17 protein-coding genes are annotated in these 19,563 nt (G+C 29.2%); 8 read left to right on the forward strand and 9 right to left on the reverse strand.

Annotated features, from left to right (window positions below):
• Positions 1-207 precede the first annotated feature (207 nt).
• The 3 genes from ACKTTQ_RS14865 to ACKTTQ_RS14875 are packed head-to-tail and all read right to left on the reverse strand — an operon-like array spanning position 208 to position 7,674.
• A complete protein-coding gene (locus ACKTTQ_RS14865; protein ID WP_408049677.1) occupies positions 208-561 on the reverse strand; it encodes a hypothetical protein in 354 nt (117 codons plus the stop codon).
• A complete protein-coding gene (locus ACKTTQ_RS14870) occupies positions 561-4,109 on the reverse strand; it encodes a DUF6443 domain-containing protein (protein ID WP_408049678.1) in 3,549 nt (1,182 codons plus the stop codon). Before ACKTTQ_RS14870 ends, ACKTTQ_RS14865 begins: the two co-directional genes overlap by 1 nt.
• Positions 4,110-4,116: 7 nt before the next feature.
• The gene (locus ACKTTQ_RS14875; RefSeq protein ID WP_408049679.1) at positions 4,117-7,674 is read right to left on the reverse strand and encodes a hypothetical protein; all 3,558 of its coding nucleotides are present in this window, start codon (positions 7,672-7,674) and stop codon (positions 4,117-4,119) included.
• 239 nt (positions 7,675-7,913) lie between these two features.
• On the opposite strand from ACKTTQ_RS14875, the gene ACKTTQ_RS14880 reads away from it, so the two are divergent.
• The 7 genes from ACKTTQ_RS14880 to ACKTTQ_RS14910 are packed head-to-tail and all read left to right on the forward strand — an operon-like array spanning position 7,914 to position 13,379.
• Positions 7,914-8,315, forward strand: coding sequence for a hypothetical protein (locus ACKTTQ_RS14880; RefSeq protein WP_408049680.1), 402 nt, complete (start codon positions 7,914-7,916; stop codon positions 8,313-8,315).
• Positions 8,316-9,731 (forward strand): GspE/PulE family protein, encoded by a 1,416-nt coding sequence (locus ACKTTQ_RS14885; protein ID WP_408049681.1) that lies wholly within the window; start codon positions 8,316-8,318, stop codon positions 9,729-9,731.
• Positions 9,732-9,734: 3 nt separating this feature from the next.
• Positions 9,735-10,196 carry a hypothetical protein gene (locus ACKTTQ_RS14890; RefSeq protein WP_408049682.1) on the forward strand — a complete coding sequence of 154 codons (462 nt, stop codon included), beginning with the start codon at positions 9,735-9,737 and terminating at the stop codon, positions 10,194-10,196.
• A gap of 1 nt (position 10,197) precedes the next feature.
• Positions 10,198-11,451: a hypothetical protein gene (locus ACKTTQ_RS14895; protein ID WP_408049683.1), complete on the forward strand. Its 1,254-nt coding sequence runs from the start codon at positions 10,198-10,200 to the stop codon at positions 11,449-11,451.
• Between the two features lie 47 nt (positions 11,452-11,498).
• Positions 11,499-11,795 (forward strand): hypothetical protein, encoded by a 297-nt coding sequence (locus tag ACKTTQ_RS14900; RefSeq protein ID WP_093869739.1) that lies wholly within the window; start codon positions 11,499-11,501, stop codon positions 11,793-11,795.
• Complete coding sequence (locus ACKTTQ_RS14905; RefSeq protein WP_408049684.1) at positions 11,782-12,246, forward strand: prepilin-type N-terminal cleavage/methylation domain-containing protein; 465 nt, start codon at positions 11,782-11,784, stop codon at positions 12,244-12,246. The genes ACKTTQ_RS14900 and ACKTTQ_RS14905 overlap by 14 nt, the downstream gene beginning before the upstream one ends.
• Complete coding sequence (locus ACKTTQ_RS14910) at positions 12,246-13,379, forward strand: type II secretion system F family protein (RefSeq protein WP_408049685.1); 1,134 nt, start codon at positions 12,246-12,248, stop codon at positions 13,377-13,379. Before ACKTTQ_RS14905 ends, ACKTTQ_RS14910 begins: the two co-directional genes overlap by 1 nt.
• Here the strand turns inward: ACKTTQ_RS14910 and ACKTTQ_RS14915 are convergent.
• From ACKTTQ_RS14915 to ACKTTQ_RS14935, 5 genes are read right to left on the reverse strand one after another with little or no spacing between them, the layout of a single operon-like run.
• On the reverse strand, positions 13,376-13,894 hold the full coding sequence (locus ACKTTQ_RS14915; protein WP_408049686.1) for a hypothetical protein: 519 nt from the start codon (positions 13,892-13,894) through the stop codon (positions 13,376-13,378). The genes ACKTTQ_RS14910 and ACKTTQ_RS14915 overlap by 4 nt on opposite strands.
• Positions 13,887-15,080, reverse strand: a complete 1,194-nt coding sequence (locus ACKTTQ_RS14920; protein WP_408049687.1) for a hypothetical protein — start codon at positions 15,078-15,080, stop codon at positions 13,887-13,889. Before ACKTTQ_RS14920 ends, ACKTTQ_RS14915 begins: the two co-directional genes overlap by 8 nt.
• Positions 15,080-17,257, reverse strand: coding sequence for a type II secretion system protein GspD (locus ACKTTQ_RS14925; RefSeq protein ID WP_408049688.1), 2,178 nt, complete (start codon positions 17,255-17,257; stop codon positions 15,080-15,082). The genes ACKTTQ_RS14920 and ACKTTQ_RS14925 overlap by 1 nt, the downstream gene beginning before the upstream one ends.
• 5 nt (positions 17,258-17,262) lie before the next feature.
• Positions 17,263-17,616, reverse strand: coding sequence for a hypothetical protein (locus ACKTTQ_RS14930; protein WP_408049689.1), 354 nt, complete (start codon positions 17,614-17,616; stop codon positions 17,263-17,265).
• A gap of 4 nt (positions 17,617-17,620) precedes the next feature.
• Complete coding sequence (locus ACKTTQ_RS14935) at positions 17,621-18,349, reverse strand: hypothetical protein (protein WP_408049690.1); 729 nt, start codon at positions 18,347-18,349, stop codon at positions 17,621-17,623.
• 88 nt (positions 18,350-18,437) lie between these two features.
• Between ACKTTQ_RS14935 and ACKTTQ_RS14940 the strand changes: the two genes are divergently transcribed.
• Complete coding sequence (locus ACKTTQ_RS14940; protein ID WP_408049691.1) at positions 18,438-18,857, forward strand: prepilin-type N-terminal cleavage/methylation domain-containing protein; 420 nt, start codon at positions 18,438-18,440, stop codon at positions 18,855-18,857.
• Positions 18,858-18,940: 83 nt separating this feature from the next.
• Here the strand turns inward: ACKTTQ_RS14940 and ACKTTQ_RS14945 are convergent, their stop codons facing one another.
• On the reverse strand, positions 18,941-19,561 hold the full coding sequence (locus ACKTTQ_RS14945; protein WP_408049692.1) for a PAS domain-containing protein: 621 nt from the start codon (positions 19,559-19,561) through the stop codon (positions 18,941-18,943).
• Positions 19,562-19,563: the final 2 nt, after the last annotated feature.

Raw genomic sequence — 19,563 nt, forward strand, 5'->3', positions numbered from 1 at the left:
AGTAATAAAAAGACAGCAACCTTATGTTAATACTCATAATTTTGCTGCCTAAAATTTATTGCTTTTTATTTGTTTTTATCCATAGAATGCGGGAGCGGGGGGGTCTCATTTGTATTTCTTACTCTTTCCCGCTACTAGTTAAAAACTAGCAGTAGCCATTCTAGGAATAGCGGGGGAGCACTAAATAAGAAAGCTATATTTAATAATTTATTCATTCTTTATTCTTTTATCAAAAATTAATTTACTCACAGTCAGATTTTCTTCAGAATATTTAACTTTAAATTTATCCCCTAATTTGACCAAGTCTACTTTTATTGTTAAATCTTGGTTTTCTTCATAAGAAGAACCGTTTATTGAGTATCTATATCTTATACGATAGCCTCTTTTGGGTATTCTATATTTTTTAATAATAGTACCAATAGTATATAAATGACTTTTCTCTAATTGTCTTTTTTTTTCTAAACCAAGATAATAACCAAATGTCGCTAATCCGATTATTGTTATAAGAATAAAATAAATTTCTCTTTTACTGTTTTTATTTTTAATTAAATGAGTTTTCATTATTTTCTTGTTTCATCAACTGTTTTAGTTGTAAGGAACCCCTCAAGGGCACTTATTCCTGTTTCTGATTTTTTCCCTACCATCATATACAATATTCTAGTTACATCTTGTCCTTTTTTCGCTTTATTAAAAGCATTAAATGCTTCACTAGTAGTTTTTGCTTTGGTAGTTCTTGCACCATTTTTTACTACATTGATAGCTTTGTCCAAATTTTTGGACGTTGCAAGTACTTTTGATTTTGCTGTTTTTAATGCTTTAACACTTGAAGACTTATCTAATACTCTATTTACCTTACCTCCAATTTCTGCACCTATTGTTCCAGTAATCACATCAACAATTGCTGTATTAGTTTTTTTCTTACTTCCCTTAGTATATATAACATCAGATTCGCCATTAAGTTTATAATCCACACTAGCTTTTGCAACTTCAGATCCTAATGTTATACCAACTCTTTTTAAAGTACTTGCTCCTCCCGTTAAGGCTCCTTCTACAGTAGACAGAACAATATCAGCTCCATCAACATTATACCACATAGCATCATCCCAAGAATCACCATTTGAAAGATTAACTGCCACTTGACCTAGATATTCTGCTACTCCACCTATAACTGCACCCCAACACCAAGGACAATCTCCGTAAGGATCATTATACTGTGCAGGACTATTATACGCATATTGATAAGGTGTCCAGCTCTCTTGAGGATTTGCATCGGCTAAAGGATCAATACTTGTAAATCTTCCTAATGCATAATCATACATTCTGAATTTAGTCATATCGAGTTTAAGTCCTAATTCTTCCTGTCTCTCTACTTTGAAAGATTTACCCTTTTTACCTTGAAAGTTTTTACTACTTGTTCCTTGATTGAACATATACTTCTGCGCAGTACTATTTCCTAGGGAGTTAGTAATATTATTGTAACCTTTATGTTTAAGTCCAAAGGGATAATAATTAGATTCTTCTATAATTTCACTACTTGCAGTAATAACACCGTCTTTATTATTATCTGTGTATGATAGGCGAACGTTTCCTAAATGATCTTTATATTGGTATACGTATTCAAATGATGAGATTGCTGTGCTACCGCTCGAAATAACAGGTTTTACATATCCTTCAGAGTGGTTAAAGAATTCTAACGCTCCATTTTTATAAATATGGTTTCCTGCATAGTCAGTAGTTATTCCGCTTACTGTTTTTCTTAATTTTGAACCACTAGCATCATAAGTATAATCAATATGTTGCCCTCCAATAGTAACCCTAGTTGGCAGGTTTAAGTGATTGTAAGTGATATTAGTAATGCCTTTATTAGCATCAGCAATCATATTACCATTGGCATCATAGGTATAATCGTTTCCTGTATTGGTACCGTCTTTAAAACCGTGGGTTTTATTGGCTATATCGGTAACTTTTAAAAGCTTATTTCCTGCATCATATGTATAATACAGATTATCCATCGCTCCAAATGAAGTTGCTCCAGTATTTGTATGACCATATCTATACAATCTTGTAATATTACCATTCTTATCATAGGTAACAGGAATATTAACATGCCCTAAGTTATAATTTGAAGTGTTAGACCCCACTGCGTGGGTGATTCTGTTTAGTGCATCATAACTATAAGTGTATTGGTTACTTACTGTACTACCCGTGTTTACACTTAGTGAGTTCCAGTTAGTTTGTGCGATATTTCCATTAAACAATGCTGTTCCCATGGTTGGGTTATTATATTTTAAGCTAAAGTTAAACAAATCATTATCATTAGCATCACTATCTTGGTTAATATTTTTTAACCAACCACGAACATTGTATGCATAATCAACCTTTTGTAAACCTGCTCCTACTTTTTTGTTTTTTAACTGCCCTAGTTTGTCATAGGTATTCTCAACAATAGTTTCAGCTGTTTGGTTATTTATCTTATTGGTTTGTTTAGTCATTCTACCTGCATGGTCATAACTAAATACATCTATGGTTACAATCTCTGAGCTTCCCTTTTTATGGGTAGCTTTTGTTTCTAATACCTTCCCTACAAAATCTAACTTACTTTCAACAATATCAGTAGTTCCTAGGTAGTCATTTTTACTAGCTACAAATACTGGGCGTGCTTTGGCATCATAATAGGTTACGGTAGTTATCCAATTATTAGTATTTAATACTTTAACTTTACTAACCGTAGCTAATCCTTGAGTATTGGTTGTTACCGCTTTGCTATACACATTTGACGGAGCTGATAGTTCGCTTGGTACACTTGGGTAGGTATCGTAATAATTTATGGTTAATACTTCACCTGTTGTTACCGTTGAGCTATTGGTGTTAAAATAGCTTTGCATAGCAGGCTGTGAACTTATTGTGCTGTGCGTATAAATACCTGTGTTAATTACCCTTCCTAAAGCATCATATTTGGTAAATAACCATTTTTTGTTTGGTTTTTGCTTAGCATCTTGTGTTAATACTGGACGGTCCAAATTATCATACACAATATACTCTTCTCCTTTTCCTGGTATTTTCTTTTCTACTAAGCGATTTCTATGATCGTATTTGTATTGGTAACACAACTCTGAAAGTTCAGTAGTTGATACACTTCCGTCTGCTGTACTTACCTTTGGAGGAAGTACAAAGGTTAAATTCCCATAATCATCGTATACATAATACGTGTCATGCGCTACATTGTTATTATAGGTTCTTTTTAAAACTACTTGCCCTTCTTTATTTTTGAATTCTTCAGTAGTGTGATCTTTAGTACTTCCACTATGGTTTTCATCTCTTGTAACTGTTTTGTATAATTCTCCAGCTAAATAATTAGACGATGTAGTTGATAAAGCAGGTGTGTATACATTTCCATTTACAGTAGTCGTAGCTTTGAATAGTTTAACAGCATCGGCAGCCGAATTTGTTTGATAGTCAAACTCTATTTCATGGCCACCCCCAAGCTCCCATGCTTTTCCTGGTGCTGCTTGTTTTAAAACTCTGTTTAACGGTGAATTATCAAACTCTTTTTTTGAATAAGCGTTTATTAAATTTACATCTGTTACACCTGGAAAATCAGCTGCGTACTGTGTTTTGTAATAATTTTTTGTTCCTAACTCAGCTCCTGAAATAATTCCTCCATTATTACTAGTTACAGCATAGGGTAAATATTCTTCATTTTGCCTTCCAAGTTCATCGTAGGCTATATGGGTAACAATATCTTCTTTGGTTGGTGATTGTTGTATAGCAATACTTTGTTTAGCACGCCCCAATCCATCAAAATAGGTTATTTGTTCTACTACATCTTCTCTATTGGAAACTGTTCCAGTTTTAGTTTCTGTTTGAAAACTTCTAGTTAACACATAGTTTTCATTACTAAGGTTTAATGGTATGTATGGGTCATTTATAATTTTTGCGGTAAATGTAGATCCTGCTTTTATCCAAGTTAATGGTTTTAGGGTAATACTTCTACTTGCAGTTAAGTGTGCTGTTCCAGTTACTTGGTAATTGGTTTTTTCAACATCTTGTACAACTTGTGCATAAGAGCTTATTGAAATACATAATAAAATAAATAATAGCTTTTTCATAGTCTTATTAATTTTTGTAGTTGTATTTGTTTTCTTTTAAAATATTTCCTTGAGTATCTTTTACAAATTCTAACCTATTAAAGTTATCATAATGATAGGTGATTTTCTCTCCTCTTGGATCTGTCATAGTACTCACTCCAACTAAAGGTATATAAGTAATAGTAGTTACTTGTGCGGTACTAATTGCACTACGTATTTTTTGAATCTCTGTTTGAATCTGGCTTTCAGTATAGTTTTGTAAATAACTTAATGTTTCAGTATTTGTTTTTCCTAAAGCAGTCATTACTTGTGCATAGGTAGCGTTTTCAATTTTGGCTATAGGTTGCGAATAATCATACCCCCATAAATAGACAATATGGGTACCACCTACTTTACTTACCTCGGTTGGATTTCCTTTACTATCGTACTTATGATATACAATACGTGGTTCTAAATTTCCATTTCCTTTTGCTGTTTGAATAGTATCTGCTTCAATGATACCATTACCCCAGTCTTTAAAATTAGTACGTTGCGTACTTAATTTTTTATCAGTTCTTTGCCCGGTTTCAGAATTAACCAGTACATTTTTATAACTTTCTGTTTGTATTGGTGTTGCTATACGATGCTGTTTTTTTAAACTATCAATAGCTTTTAAAGCTCCTGGGCTTATCCCTAATAATTGGCTTTTATCATCAGGATAATACATTTTAGTTTTTAATACCTCTCCTTTACTATTGGTTTTTTCTACTCTAGTTTGTTGTAGATGATTTATATTATCGTAAAAATAATTAATAGTATTTGTTATTGGATTATTTCCATTTATATCAAACTGTTTTTCTATAGTTTTATCTAGGTATGACCAATAAGAGTATGTTTTATATTTATGAACATTTAAATTCCTTATTATTTGTGGAAAAGAAACTAAGTCATTTACATTTTTCCCAAAACATTTATGTTTAATATCTCTAATTTTTATATTAGTAGCGCCTGGACTTTTACATTTTATTTGACCAATGGTCACAGGTCCTTTACCATTACTTGTTGATGAGTAATAAGTTACAGGATCTAACCAGCCTGGTCCACTAATAGCATGTGAATGATTCGTATGGCATTGCCATACTGGTGTTGTACCTATTAAATCAGCAGCTTTACATTTATAAGTAGGATATGCTGGCTGCATAACAACGATATTATAATTAGAACTTATGTTATAATTAGATATTTCTGACACAGTTCTGTCAAGTTTATAATTATTTGTTATTTCTTTTACAACGGTTTTTGTTGAGCTTTTAGATAGTGGTTTTTTGAAAAACTGAATCTTTTTTTCTAATCCATGATTCCAACCAAAATTTGTGAAATTTGCTATTACACGGTTTGCACCTAAAAGTGTTTCTCCAGGAGAGTCTCTATTAACTATAAACTCATGTTCTTCTCCACCATTAATAAAGTCATCGCCACCATTACTAATAGTTACTTTTTTATAATATACATTACTACTACCTGAATTGGTAAGAGGAAAACTACCTGTTGATCTTAAGGTTAAATAATTTTCAGAAACAATGTTGGAACCAAGACTTCCTATGTCTTTAAATGCTGTTCTACCTTGTACATGACCTAAGCCTTTAATGGTTGCATCACCTGAAGATTTTGTTAAATCATTCATGTCGGTATAATAATACCTTTTGGTGTTTAAAATATCTGTATTAAAATCGTAATTTCTTATATATTTAACTCTATTACCACCTGTAAAAATGTTTTTATAGCTAGTAGTATATTTTTTAATTCTTAAAGAAACTGAAGCATCAACACATCTATTTGGGGTATAGCTACCATTTAGAATCTCAATTCTATAATTTTTACTATGTGGTAAATTAGTAATAGTTGAAAAATTAATTGACCCTTGAGTTGTATTAAACCCTTTTTCATATACTAAATTGTTTGAACCGTTAGTGATATCGTAAATTTTAATAATTGCATTTGCCTTATCTAATGGATAATCATAACATCCTTGAGATGAATTTACATATCCTTTTACTTGATAATTTAGCCCAATTTCAACATTTTTTCCTGCATTGTAATCACCAATAGTAAAAGTATTAGATTTAATTTGCTCTCCGACGATAGTTAAACCAGGTTTGTATTCATAGTTTAATTCTGTTTCGTAACCATAATAATTATTACCTTCATATTCAAAATTTGTATATCCCTTTGAAGGGTACACTATTTTTGTTAATAATCCTTTTTTAGAATAAACAGTATCCAAATTTCTATTAGCTAAACGGGATGTTTGTTTTGCAAAAACAGGGTAACTTTCTCCTAAATCAGGAAGCATTGATTGGTTTGTTTTTCCATTATAATACCCCCAATAATCTTGACTGTAAGAAAATCTTTTAGGAAAAGCATTAAAATCATCATAAGCAAACGAAAACTTCTTTTGAGGGTTTTTGAACGTCAAATTTTCTAAAAACACTCTCTTATTAGATGAAAAATGATATGTGAAATCTGTTTTATCTATTAAATTATTACTTTGATCTAATAATTGAATGTTTTTAATTAACCTATAATTAACAGCACTAGGACTAGGGTGCAATGTTGAATTATCAATTAACAATTTACCACTTTGAGGTTGGTTACTATTTATTTCAATAAGTCTCTTTCTTATTACTCTATTAAAGTTTTCACAATCAATAATTCCAGTAGTTAAAGGGAAATTAGAATTGCCTATAGGATATGTAGAAGTTAGTTCTAAAGATTGTGATATACTTGTTGTATATGATTCTTCTTTATTATTAGTGTCATATACAAAGTTAATTATATCTCCCTTTGGGTGTACTATTTTAGATAAATACCATGAACTTGTATAGCCTTGTTCAGGAGGTGATGCAGCAGCATTATTACACTTGTTTCTAGAGTATAAAATTTCTTCATCATTAAAATGATAAGCTACACCATCATCAGTAGTTATTACAAACCCTTTTTGTCCACTAATTAAATTTCGTTCTATTTTTAAATTTGTGTGAGGTACTGTTCTATAAACACCTTCATTGTCTATTACTATTTTCCCTGATTTACCTAGCATATTATATGAAAACATATCAGATTCAGAATCTATATAGTCAGTTTTACCAGCATTATATAAGAAAGAAACAATATCAGGGTCTACATCAACATTTTCACTAAAAGTTGGTTGACTTGATAATTGTTCAATAGGATATAAATCTACTCTGTTTATTTCTTTTACAGGATGTTCTAACCTGTAATTTTCATCTTCTTTTCCTCTTACAGTTCTGGCAATTACTCCACCTATATTTAAACTCCAACCTAAACCTACATTTGAACTTAATTGATCAACTTTAATTCCACTTGAGCTATATGATAAAGAAATTGGTACATTTAAATTTCTTGTCTTATAAGCTTGAATAGGTAGATTAACTCCAGTTACTCCTGTATTTAAACCTACAGGGAAATCTCCGTATTTTGTTAACTCAAAAGCAGTTGGTGCTGGAGGTACTATTTTAGGTAATTCTTGTGCATTCCCCAATACACATACAAGCATTGTGAAAATGCTTAACATTATTTTTTTCATGATAAGAGTGATGTTTTAATTAGCAATTTTTTTTCATTCTTCATGCAAAAATATATAAAATTTATTACATGTTGATTGTTATATGTTTAATAATTAATAGTGTTAAGTTTTTTTATAGGAATGGGTAATAAATTCTTTTGTATTTTTGACAAAAAAATAAATTGCTTTATTTACAACTTATTTTCATCCTCTTTTTATTGCTGATTTTTTATCAGGATTTTAAAAACAGAAGTGTAGTATTGTATTTATTTCTCTTAGGAGTGATTTCAGGAGGAGTTTTACATTATAAAAACTCATTATTAGAGGAGTTTTTAATAAATGTACTGTTAAATGTAGGCTTTATCGCTGTTTTAACTGTAGTGTTATTTTTGTATTCAACTTTTATTATGAAAAAGAAACTATTAGAAACAATAGGGGTAGGAGATTTTTTAATGTTTATAGTATTTGCATGTAGTTTTCCAATAGGTACATTTTTAGTGGTGTTTTCTACATCACTTATTTTTTCATTACTTTTATTTTTAATTTTGAAAAATAAATTACAGTATAAAACTGTTCCATTAGCAGGGTTTCAGTCTTTATTTTTAAGTTTGTTATTATTACTAAATTGGCTATTTAACATTGTAGATTTATACGTTATTTAAATGAAAAAGGAACTTTTAGAAATACCTACCGAAACTATTCAGTTAATTACTGCTGAGCAGGCTTATTCATATAGAATCGTACCTGTTAAGAGCGATAAAACTTCGTTAACTTTTAAAACAGATTTTAATGATCTTGCTTCTTTACAACAAGAGTTACAAATTATATTAGGTAGTACCATAGTTTTAGAAAAAGAAAATTCACAAACTATTGATACATATCTTCAAAAAAATTACCGAAAAAGAACTTCAGGAAACTCGAGCTCATCGTTAAATTATTCGGAAGACTTTTTGCTAAATATGATTCATGAGGCAAAAGAATTAGGAAGTAGTGATATTCATTTTGAAGTTTATGAAAAACAGCATAGGGTTCGTTTTCGAATTGATGGTAAGCTATTGGAACGTTATGTGATTTCAGAAAATGAATATCCAAAAATAGTTAATAGGATTAAAATAATGGGGAGGCTAGATATTTCTGAAAAAAGATTACCTCAAGATGGACGTATTAATATTTCAACAGGAAAAGAAGACTTTGATATTCGTGTATCCTCATTACCAACATTACATGGAGAAAAGTTAGTACTTCGTATTTTATCTAAAAACACCTTAACTGTACAACTAGAAAATTTAGGATTTACAAGTAATGAATTAGACACTTATAAAATAGCGGTTAAAAAACCAAATGGTATTGTATTGATTTCAGGTCCAACGGGTTCAGGAAAAACAACAACGTTGTATGCTACTTTAAAATTGTTAAATACAAATGATACTAATATTTTAACAATTGAAGATCCTATTGAGTATACTTTAGAAGGAGTGAATCAAGTGCAGTTAAAAGAGAATATAGGGCTAGATTTTGCTAGTACATTACGTACTTTTTTACGTCAAGATCCTGATATTATCATGGTAGGTGAAATTCGTGATGTTGCTACAGCTAATATGGCAATTAGAGCCGCATTAACTGGACATTTGGTATTGTCTACAATTCATACAAATTCAGCTTGGGCAACAATTTCTAGGTTAATTGATATGGGGGTTCCACCTTTTTTAATAGCAAGTACTTTAAATGTGAGTGTTGCACAACGGTTGATTCGTAAATTATGTACCTCTTGTAAAACAGAAGAAAAGTTAACGATAGATGTTTTTCCTAAAGGAGTTGTCATTCCTGAAAGTGTAACCACTCATTTTAAGGCTAACGGTTGTACTGAGTGCTACCAAACAGGCTATAAAGGAAGAAAAGCTATTTATGAAATTATTCCTATTACTAAAGAATTGGTAGAGAGTATAGAAAAAAAGGAGTTAAATATTTCTAGTTATTTAAAGCAAAATAACATTGCTACTTTACAAGACAATGCACTTTCATTAGTAGCTGAAGGAATTACTTCTGTTGATGAAATATTTTCACTATTGATATCATAAGAAATGAATAAACAACAAAAAACATATTTTTTATTAGTTGCTGTATTAATTGTTTGGGGCTTGATTGGGTATCAGTTTTTCAAAAAAATAAACCCTACTGAAAATGAAATACTAGGTGATCAAATACCTAAAAAATACATTCCTAAAAAAATTAATAAATCGAAATCGTATGTAGTTACTGCGAAGTATCGTGATCCTTTTTTAGGAACGATGTTTTCTGAAAAGAAAAAGGTTAAAAGAAAGAATATTGCACCTAAACTAGAAGTGAACATTCCATTTCCTACTGTTGTATATAATGGAGTTGTAGAGGGCGGTAATTCAAAATCGTACACTATTACAGTAAATGGTAAGCAGGAGTTATTAAGAATTGGTGAAGAGTTATCAGGAGTGAAACTGATAAAAGCAAATAGTGAGCAAATAAAAGTTCGTTTCAATACGGTTATTAAAACGATAAAATTACAATAAAGTGTTTTTAAAAAAAGTAAAAGCGGGGGCGTTGCAATATGTTTTGGTTATTTCGGTACTCATTGCAATTATTGTTTTTGCTTTTATTGCATTAATTTATTTACAACGAAGAGTACAATTAAAAAATAGTTTTTATAAAGAGGCAATTGAAAATGTACAATTTGGATTTGATTTTATTAGTCAAAATGATGTTCCATATAATACACCTCAAGAACAACAATTTTCTAATAATGAACTCGAAAAAACAACTTTATTAAAGGATCATTGGGGAGTTTTTAATAAAGTTACCGTTACTTCTACAGTTAAAAATGAAAACTTTCAAAAAACAGGGTTAATAGGAGGGAATAACATTAAAAGAGATGCTTTATATTTAAAAGATAATAATCAGCCATTAGTATTGGTTGGTGATACCAAGATTACAGGAGATGTAGCTTTGCCTGAACGAGGTGTAAAAGGAGGTAATATTTCAGGAACTTCTTACTATGGAAAACAACTAATTTTTGGAAACCAAAAATTAAGTTCTGCTACACTTCCATCTATTGATAACCTTGAATATATAAAAGGATTGATTCAAAAAAGGTATTTGAATGATGAAGTGATTTCATTTGAATTAGAAGAGGGCGTGCAAAAAAGGCAATCATTTTCGCAGCCGACGGCTGTTTTTCAAGAATCTGAAAGTATTTATTTGAGAAATGTGCAATTACAAGGAAATATTATAATTCATTCTAATAAATCTATTGTAGTAGATGCTACTTCACTTCTGGAAGATGTTATTTTGATAGCTCCCGTTGTTAAGATTAAGAGGAATGTAATAGGTAGTTTTCAAGTATTGGCTACAAAAAAAATAGAAGTAGCTAGAGGTTGTAAATTGAAATATCCTTCGGCGTTGGTATTATTTTCAAATGAAAAATTAGAAATTAATCCACCAGAAGAGAATTCGATAGCTATTAATGAAAATTGTGATATTAAAGGAGTTGTTCTTTTTCATCAAGAAAAAGGATCAAATTATAAATCTCAATTAGTTATATCTAAAAATACAACCATAACAGGAGAAGTGTATTGTAATCAAAACTTAGAACTATTAGGAAGTGTTTATGGTTCCGTATACGCTAGTAGTTTTATCACAAAACACTTTGGAAGTGTGTATATTAATACTGTTTTTAATGGCGTTATTAATGTTAATAAATTGCCTGAGCAATATTGTGGACTACAAATAGGGAATTCAACTCAAAAAGTAGCAAAGTGGTTATATTGAAATCGTTTTTCAGCCGAAAATTAAAAGCGTCCTCTTTAACAGAGGTAATGGTAGCAACAGTACTTATTGTAGTGGTTTTTGGTATTGCCATTGCTACATTAAATAACATAATGCAGAGCACAGTTAGTAAGAATACACAGGCTGTTGAAGCTGAGTTAACGGAGTTGCGATATTTATATAAAAATAATAAAATACGACTCCCATATGCTGATGAAATTGATGATTGGAAAATTTCTATTCTAAAGGTAAAAGAAGGTGTGTATTCGGTAGTTCATTTTGAAGCTGTAAATATCTTACATAAAAAACAATTGATAAAAAAAGAAATATTCATTGAAAATCACTAAAAAAATAAAAGCTTTTACATTGAGTGAGTTACTAGTTGTTTTAGTAATTTCTAGTATTGTAGTTTCATTAGCTATTCTTATATTGTTAATGGTTCAAAAACAAATTAAAAGCATTCAATCTAATTTAGATAAAAAACAAGAGATTCAGTTTTTAGAAAGAGCGCTATGGCAAGATTTTAATACCTATGCAGTTTCATATCAAAAAGAAAAGGATATCTTGTTTTTAACCAATTCTATTGATTCAATAAGTTATGTATTTAATGATGGTTATATAGTACGAGAAAAGGATACGATGTTCGTTCAACTAATGAATAAAAAAATATTTTTAGATGGCGATTTCGTTACTTCTGGTGTTATTGATGGAATTCAGATTGAAACTTCTGCTAAATTCGGATCTAAAAAAATGTTTATATATAAAAGTAAAAGTGCAATGCACTATTTAAATGACTAATGGCTTTTAAATTAGAAAATACACAAAAAACTAAACAAAAGAAGGATACTTCTTTTGATATTAATGCACTTCTAAAAAAAGAAATTAACTTTTTCGGTAGCTCTTTTTCTAATAAAAAGAAAGAAGCTTTTTATATAGAGTTATCAGTTTTGTTAAATGCTGGTCTAGAGCTAAAAGATGCTCTTGAATTAATAGGAGCTGAACAAAAAAAAGAAGCAGATAAAGTGCTATTTAAAACAATTGTAGATGAGTTAATTTCTGGGAAAAATTTATCAGAAGCAATACGGCTTGAAAAACAATTTACAGAATACGAATATTATTCATTGCAAATAGGTGAAAGAACAGGAACGCTTCAAAAAGTAACTGACGAGCTAGGTGCTTTTTTTAGAAGAAAAAATGAACAAAAACGAACAATATTAAATGCATTGTCTTATCCAATGGTTGTTTTATGTACTGCATTTTTAGCAGTAGGCTTCATGTTGCAATATGTAGTGCCAATGTTTGCAGATATTTTTAAACAAAACAAAGTAGAATTGCCTTGGATTACCAAACAAATAATTAGTTTTTCAAATGTTTTTTCATCGTATTATTGGGTAGTGATTTTAATGATTATAGCTTTTTTTGTTTTTATGAAGTTAGCTAAAAATAAAATTTGGTATCGTAAATGGAGTGCTGCCTTTTTGTTGAAAGTTCCTTTTGTAGGTGGTTTTTTACGTAAAGTACGAATAGCACAATTTACTCAAGCTATTACGTTATTAGTTGGTGCTAAAGTGCCATTGTTAAATGGTATTCAGCTAACTAAAAAAATGATAGATTTTTATCCTTTACAAATTGCATTATCAAAAGTTGAAGAGGATATTTTACAAGGGAAAAGTTTGCATGAAAGTATAGGTAATCAGTCAATTTTTGATAAAAAAATGAGTTCGTTAATTAAAGTGGCTGAAGAAACGAATCAGACAGAGACAATTTTTAACAGATTAACATATCAATATAATCAAGAAATAGAGTATCAATCTAAAACAATAAGTGCGGTAATTGAACCTCTAATTATTTTATTTTTAGGTGGAGTTGTAGCTGTAATATTAATAGCTATGTATTTACCAATGTTTAAGCTAAGTACTGTTATTGGTTAGTTGTTTTTGATTTTTTGTAGAAAAATAGCAGCAGTTAAATAAATGCGATTTTTACTGTAGTTCTTTTTCTTTTTAAAATGGATAGATATTAATTCGCCTAATTGTTGTTGTTCTATATGATTTATTAATTTTAAAAGAGTGCTAAAATCTCCTTTTACTTCAAATGAAAAAGTAGTAATGGTAGTGTTTTTCTCAATAAATTCATGCGGTTCATCAAAAGCAAGTACTTCTATTTTTTTTTCTTCAGAAAAAGAGGTGATTTTTTGAAGTAGCGTTTGTTGAAATGAATTTTTTAGTGAAACATTTTTTGATTTTAAAATAGAATCTAAAAAATTGTTTTTTTGAGTCAAATAGATGGTTCTATTGGTTGCGTTGTTTAATAATTGTTTTTCTTTTAAGAGGTTTGAATACTTGTTTTTAACCTCAAAAGTATTTTTAATTGCAAAATTATATACAACAAACAAGGTGATTAAAAATCCAACAAGTAAGCCAATGTTTTTTTGTTGGTTATTCATTGTTTATATGTATTAATAATTCAAATTCCATATTTTTTTTTTGTTTTCCGTAACTCATAATTGTTACTTTATCAACCCATTTTTTTGATTCTAACAATGAAATTAAATGAGTTGAATCTTCATTTTTTTTACTAACACCTTTTACTATAATTTGATTTTTGGTAACAAGAATTGTTTTCCCTTTTTTTACGCGAGATTTTATTGGTTGATAATAAATATTTGTAAGTAAAATAGTATTTGGAATTAATTGAGCTATTTCATCTATGTGTCTTGAAACTTTAGATTGAGAGACAGATTGTAAGTTTTTTACTACTTTTTCTTTTTGCGCTACTTTTTCTTGTAAGCTTATTAGTCTGTTTTTTGTTTGCTCATTTAATTGTACATCAATGGTCAGTTGATCTGCTTTGGTTGTGTAATGACTATATACTAAAAAATTAATTAGAAGAATTGTAAATAAAAACCCAAGCCCGAATTTCAAACCCAAGTCAAAAAGTTTTTTTTGTTGATATGTTTTTTTTAACCCCTCTGTTTTTTGAGTTAAACCTATTTGTTCCATGTTTTGGTCAAAATAGTACGATAAAACACCTCCTAGCGGTAATAATTCATGATTAGATACTTCTAAATCATTAACAATATATGTATGGTCCTCTATAAATTTTTTTTCAACAACAGCTATTTTATTGTTTTTTATTGTTATTTCAGCATTAGAAGTATTAAAATTATCATTTCCTATAAAAGGAAGAATATTTTGAAGTGCTAAATTTCCTAGTGAAAAATCAACAATAGAAATACTATTCTTTGAATAAAGATCAATTACATAGTCAATGTGTTCTTTTCTACAGATAGAAATGAATGATTCGGTATCGTTTGAGTATATTTCATAGTAAAAATCACTTATTACAATGTTTGGAAAAGCTACTTGAATAAGCTTCTTTTGATTATCATTAATTACTGTTATCTTTTTAGAAAGTACATGTTGATTATTAATAATTAAAAAAGCATGTTTGTTCGCTTTTACAAAAGGAATAACTTCATCTATACTATTATATTGATGCCTGTTTGTTACAGTTAGTTCTTTTTTCTTTTTAGATAATTGAAGCCCCGTATAAAAATCTGTATTATTTTTATCTGTCGAATGCTCAATAGCACAAAAACTTGTTCCGTATAGTAACCATTTCTTTAACATTAACGAATGATAGTTGGTTTAATTAAAACAGATAATTTTGTTTTAGAGTTTGTTCTTGTTTTTTTACTAAATAACCATTTAATAATAGGAACTCTTGCTAGAAAAGGGACTCCTGAACCTGAATCGTTTTTAATGTTTTCTTCCAATCCACCTAAAATAATAACATCTTGATCCTGAACTCTAATAGTAGAAGTAAATTCTCTGGAATTCATTCCTGGAGGAGCATTTTTATCAATACGTTTACCATTAAAACTAGATTGTAAAACATTTACACTAAGTGTTATTTGTTCATCTCCAGATACTATCGGTCTAATGTTTACCGATAAATCAGCATCTATGGGGATGTATTGGTTAGTTTGTATTGTTTGAGGGTTTTGAGAACCTATAACATCAGTTCTTTCATCTTTATAATATGAGCGCTCTCCATTTGATAACGATGCACTATGACCGTTTAAAGTTGATAATTTTGGGGTAGACCTTATTTTTACATCACCATTTGTTTCCATCATTTGGATTTTTGCAAAAAAGTTAGGAACTACCTTACCTACATTTAATGATCCAAAGCCATTAAATCCTCCAATGATTTTGTTTATAGTAGTAGCTCCCAAATTTATATTTGCAGAAGGGAAAATACTTCCATTATCTTTAGTTGGTTTGTCTCCTATACCTAAATCTAAACCTGTGCTAACTGATGCCGACTTAGTAACTTCTAATATCATTACTTCAATTAAAACAACAGGTATCGGTTTATCTATCTTACTTACAAATTCTTTGAATTTTTCTACTTCTTGTGTGTCACCGCTTACAATAAAAGCATTTTGTTCTATATCGGTTATTATTTCAAGTTTACCTATGATATCTTTTGGTATAATACTTTTTAAAGCTTCCGCTTTAGAATTATAATTTCCAAAAGATTGGTTTGGGTTGCGAATATTTTGCTGTCTACTATTATAGTTGTTATTTCTTTGGTTGTTAAAATTGTTTCTATTTCCGTTAGAATATGATTGTTGAGAACTATTAAAATTGTTAGAGTTATTAGTGAGTGAATTTCTATTACCATTAAAGTTTTGAACTCTATTACGTGCTCTATTTTGTAATGGTTGATTCATTATTTCAATAGAACGATGCATCAATGGAATGACTACAGAACTTCTAATTATTCTTTTTTCTTTTTGACCAAAATAGTAAATGCTCTTTTTCTTTTTGTAAGTAAATTTAGTGTCTTCTAAAATTTTAGATAACAATTCATCGTAAGTAATTCTTGATGCTTTTACTGAAGCTTTACCTATGTTATTTAAAGGGGTATTAGTAAAAATATTAATTTTTAAAGCATTTCCTATATCGTTGATAACAGTTTCAATTTTAGCGTTTTCAAAATCTACATCTAATAGTAGATGTTCAGTATCGATTATTTTAAAAAACAAATTTGAATTTTGATAGCGAGTCGGTCTTATAGTTTGACCATTATTAATTGAATTTCGATTATTAGAGTTTTGTTGAAAGCTTGTAGCGTTTTCAAACAAATAATAATTGTCTTTTGTTTTTGTGACTATTAAGTTGTTCGAAAATGCTAGTTTATCCATAGCACTCTCAAAAGACTTGTTTTTTATGTATCCAGAAATTGTTTTCCTACCTATATCTGATGAAAAAACAAGGTTTTTCCCTGATATGTTAGTGATTTTTTTAAATGCAACAGCAATAGAATCATTTTGTAAGTCAACAGTAAATAAATCAGAAGTAACATCATATTCAACGGGGATATTCTTTGGGATGTATCCTGGTTTTTTTTCTTTTTTTGGAACGTGTTTTTTTAATGAAATAATATTACCAGTAACAATGAATGTAAGTTTAAATTCTTTACATAAGTAAAGTAAAATATCTTTAATTTGAGCGTTAGAGAAATTGTGTGTTAAGTTTGTATTTTGCAACTCGTCAGATACACTTAAATTAACTTTTCTTGCTTTTCCAATGGCTCTAATAAAAACTGGAAGGTTTTGACCACTTACATTAAAATCTACAGTTTTTGTAAGCCCAGGGATTGTTGTTAGTAGGTTGTTTAATTTTTGTTCTAATTTTTGAATTCGTTCTTTTTCTTTGTTAATATTCTCTTGAGTAAACCCATTAAGAGTTCCTAGAAATAGTATTAAAATAAATTTAATTGTATGTTTTTTTAGCATTTTTTTTATTTTATAATAAAAGCATTTGTTGAATAACTAGTTTCATATTCTGTATTCATAGCTTTTACTCTCCATTCATATTGTGAACTTGTTAAATCTTTATTTATAGATTTATTGTTAATTATGGTATCCAACAAAGTTTTCGTTGCGTTTTTAAAGGTCGGTGTTGCAATTTGGATATTATAGTTATCTGCATCTTCAATAGTTTGCCAATTAAAACTAATTAATCCTGCGTCTAATTGGGCACCATTGCTAGGAGCAAGTAATATGATCCTTTCATTTGAAATATTTTTAATAAAAATAGCTTCACAAGAATTTAATAGAAAACAGATACTTACAATGATTGTTAACTTTTTCATTTTTTTAAAATTTAAAACTATTTTCAGTTAATTTATTTTCAAGTTCTTGAGCGTTTCTTTTAGTTGTATTACTGCAATTTTGACCCTCATTAACAATAGTGGCTATTTTAATTTTTCTTCTTTTAGTAGTTTTCCAACAGAATGAAGATAATTGATATCCAAAAATTACCTCTTTAGAAAGGTCTAATTCTCCAATCTTTTTTTCGTTTTTAAATAGAAGTAGTCTTTGTTTTTTATATTTATCTGTTTGTAAATAAATAGCGTCACTTTGTTTAAGTTGATTTAAAAAAGGTGCTCCCGAGGTGAGTTTTATTCCAGTAATTATCGTAGCCTCAGGTGATTTTTTTAAGTAATTAAAAATAGATAAGTTATTCTCATTTATTGAAGAAACAATAGAAACCTTATCAGTAACACTGATGCTAGTATAAAATGGTTTGTTTGGAATGCTATCGTTAAAAATTATTTTTTGAGTCTGATCTTTTCCACTAATAGCTTTTTTGTATTCTTTGTAAGTGTCTTTTTTGAATTGATGTATTGAGTAAGAAACCTTAATTTTTTGATCGTATTTAGGAACTCCAAAAGTTTGAAAAGCAGTTTTTCGAAGAGATTTTTGTTTTTCTCCAATAACACCTAACTCAACGGGTGTTTTTGTAGTGTGAAAATTGTTTTTCTGAGGAAGGACCCCGCAGGAAACACACATTATTAATGTGATTATAGCAATTGTTTTTTTCATTTTATTTGTTTAAGCCGTAATTTAACAACAAATTGTCGCGCAAAAATACTAAATATTTTTACTTTTGACATTTATATATATATATACTATGAAATTGAAGAAGAATACTTTATCTAAAAAAGTAGATGCTTTTAATTTGCAAGAGCTGTTAGTGGTTCTTGTTATTATTGGAATTCTTATTTTGATAGCGCTGCCTAATTTAATGCCAATGATTTCTAAAGCAAAAAGTATTGAGGCTCAGAATCAATTAAAACATTTGGGGTCTATGCAACGTACACATTTTTATATGCATTCTAAATATTCAAATGATTTTAATGCTATTGATTTTGTTGTTCCTTTAACTAATAAAAATGGTGGTAAAGCAAAATATTCATATGAAATTATAGAAGCTACCACGAATACTTTTAAAGCGCGTGCTACTGCTATAGTGGATTTTGATGGGGATGGTGTTTTTAATGTTTGGGAAATAGACCAAGAACAAAATTTGAAAGAAATAATTAAAGATTAAATGAAATAATAAGTAATTCAACTTTTAATAATAAAACCTCCAAAGAAGATATTCTTTGGAGGTTTTATTATGTTATCCTCTTTTTACAGAAAATCACCAAAGAAAAACCAATTAAGACTTTTTTTAAGTTTGTTTTCTTTGTTGTCTTCTTCTAGGATTTTGGTGTCTCTTATTTCACTTTGAAATAAATCGATAACAAATTCATCGTAAGTTTTTTTAGTTTCCTCTTTTAAAAAAGCATCAAAGTATAATTCACTAGCTTTTTCTCCTTTTATTTTTTCTATTTCTAAAAGTGTTTTATATAAAGGCTCAATTTTTTCAATAACACCATTTGGTACAGCTTTTCTTCGTCCTGTATAACCAGTAATTTCACCTTGTTCATTTTTATCAACTGTAAAATCGGTAATCACCCAATAGTATCTACCGGTTCTTGTTAAGTTTTTAACAATAGCATGGAAATTTTCACCTTTTTTTAAAGCGTTCCATAAAACTTTAAATGCCACTTTAGGCATATCAGGATGACGAATAATATTATGGGGCTCACCAATTAATTCAATTTTATTGTATTCAGAAGCTTCTTCAAAAGCATCATTCATGTATAAAATTGTACCATGAATGTCCGTTTTGCTTATGATTGTCTGGGTTTTATCCCATTTTACTTCTTCGTTTATAATTTTGATTGGTTTGGGGGATATTTTTGTCATTT

Origin of the sequence: Tenacibaculum halocynthiae (genome assembly GCF_964512825.1) — a bacterium.
Classification (GTDB): domain Bacteria; phylum Bacteroidota; class Bacteroidia; order Flavobacteriales; family Flavobacteriaceae; genus Polaribacter; species Polaribacter halocynthiae.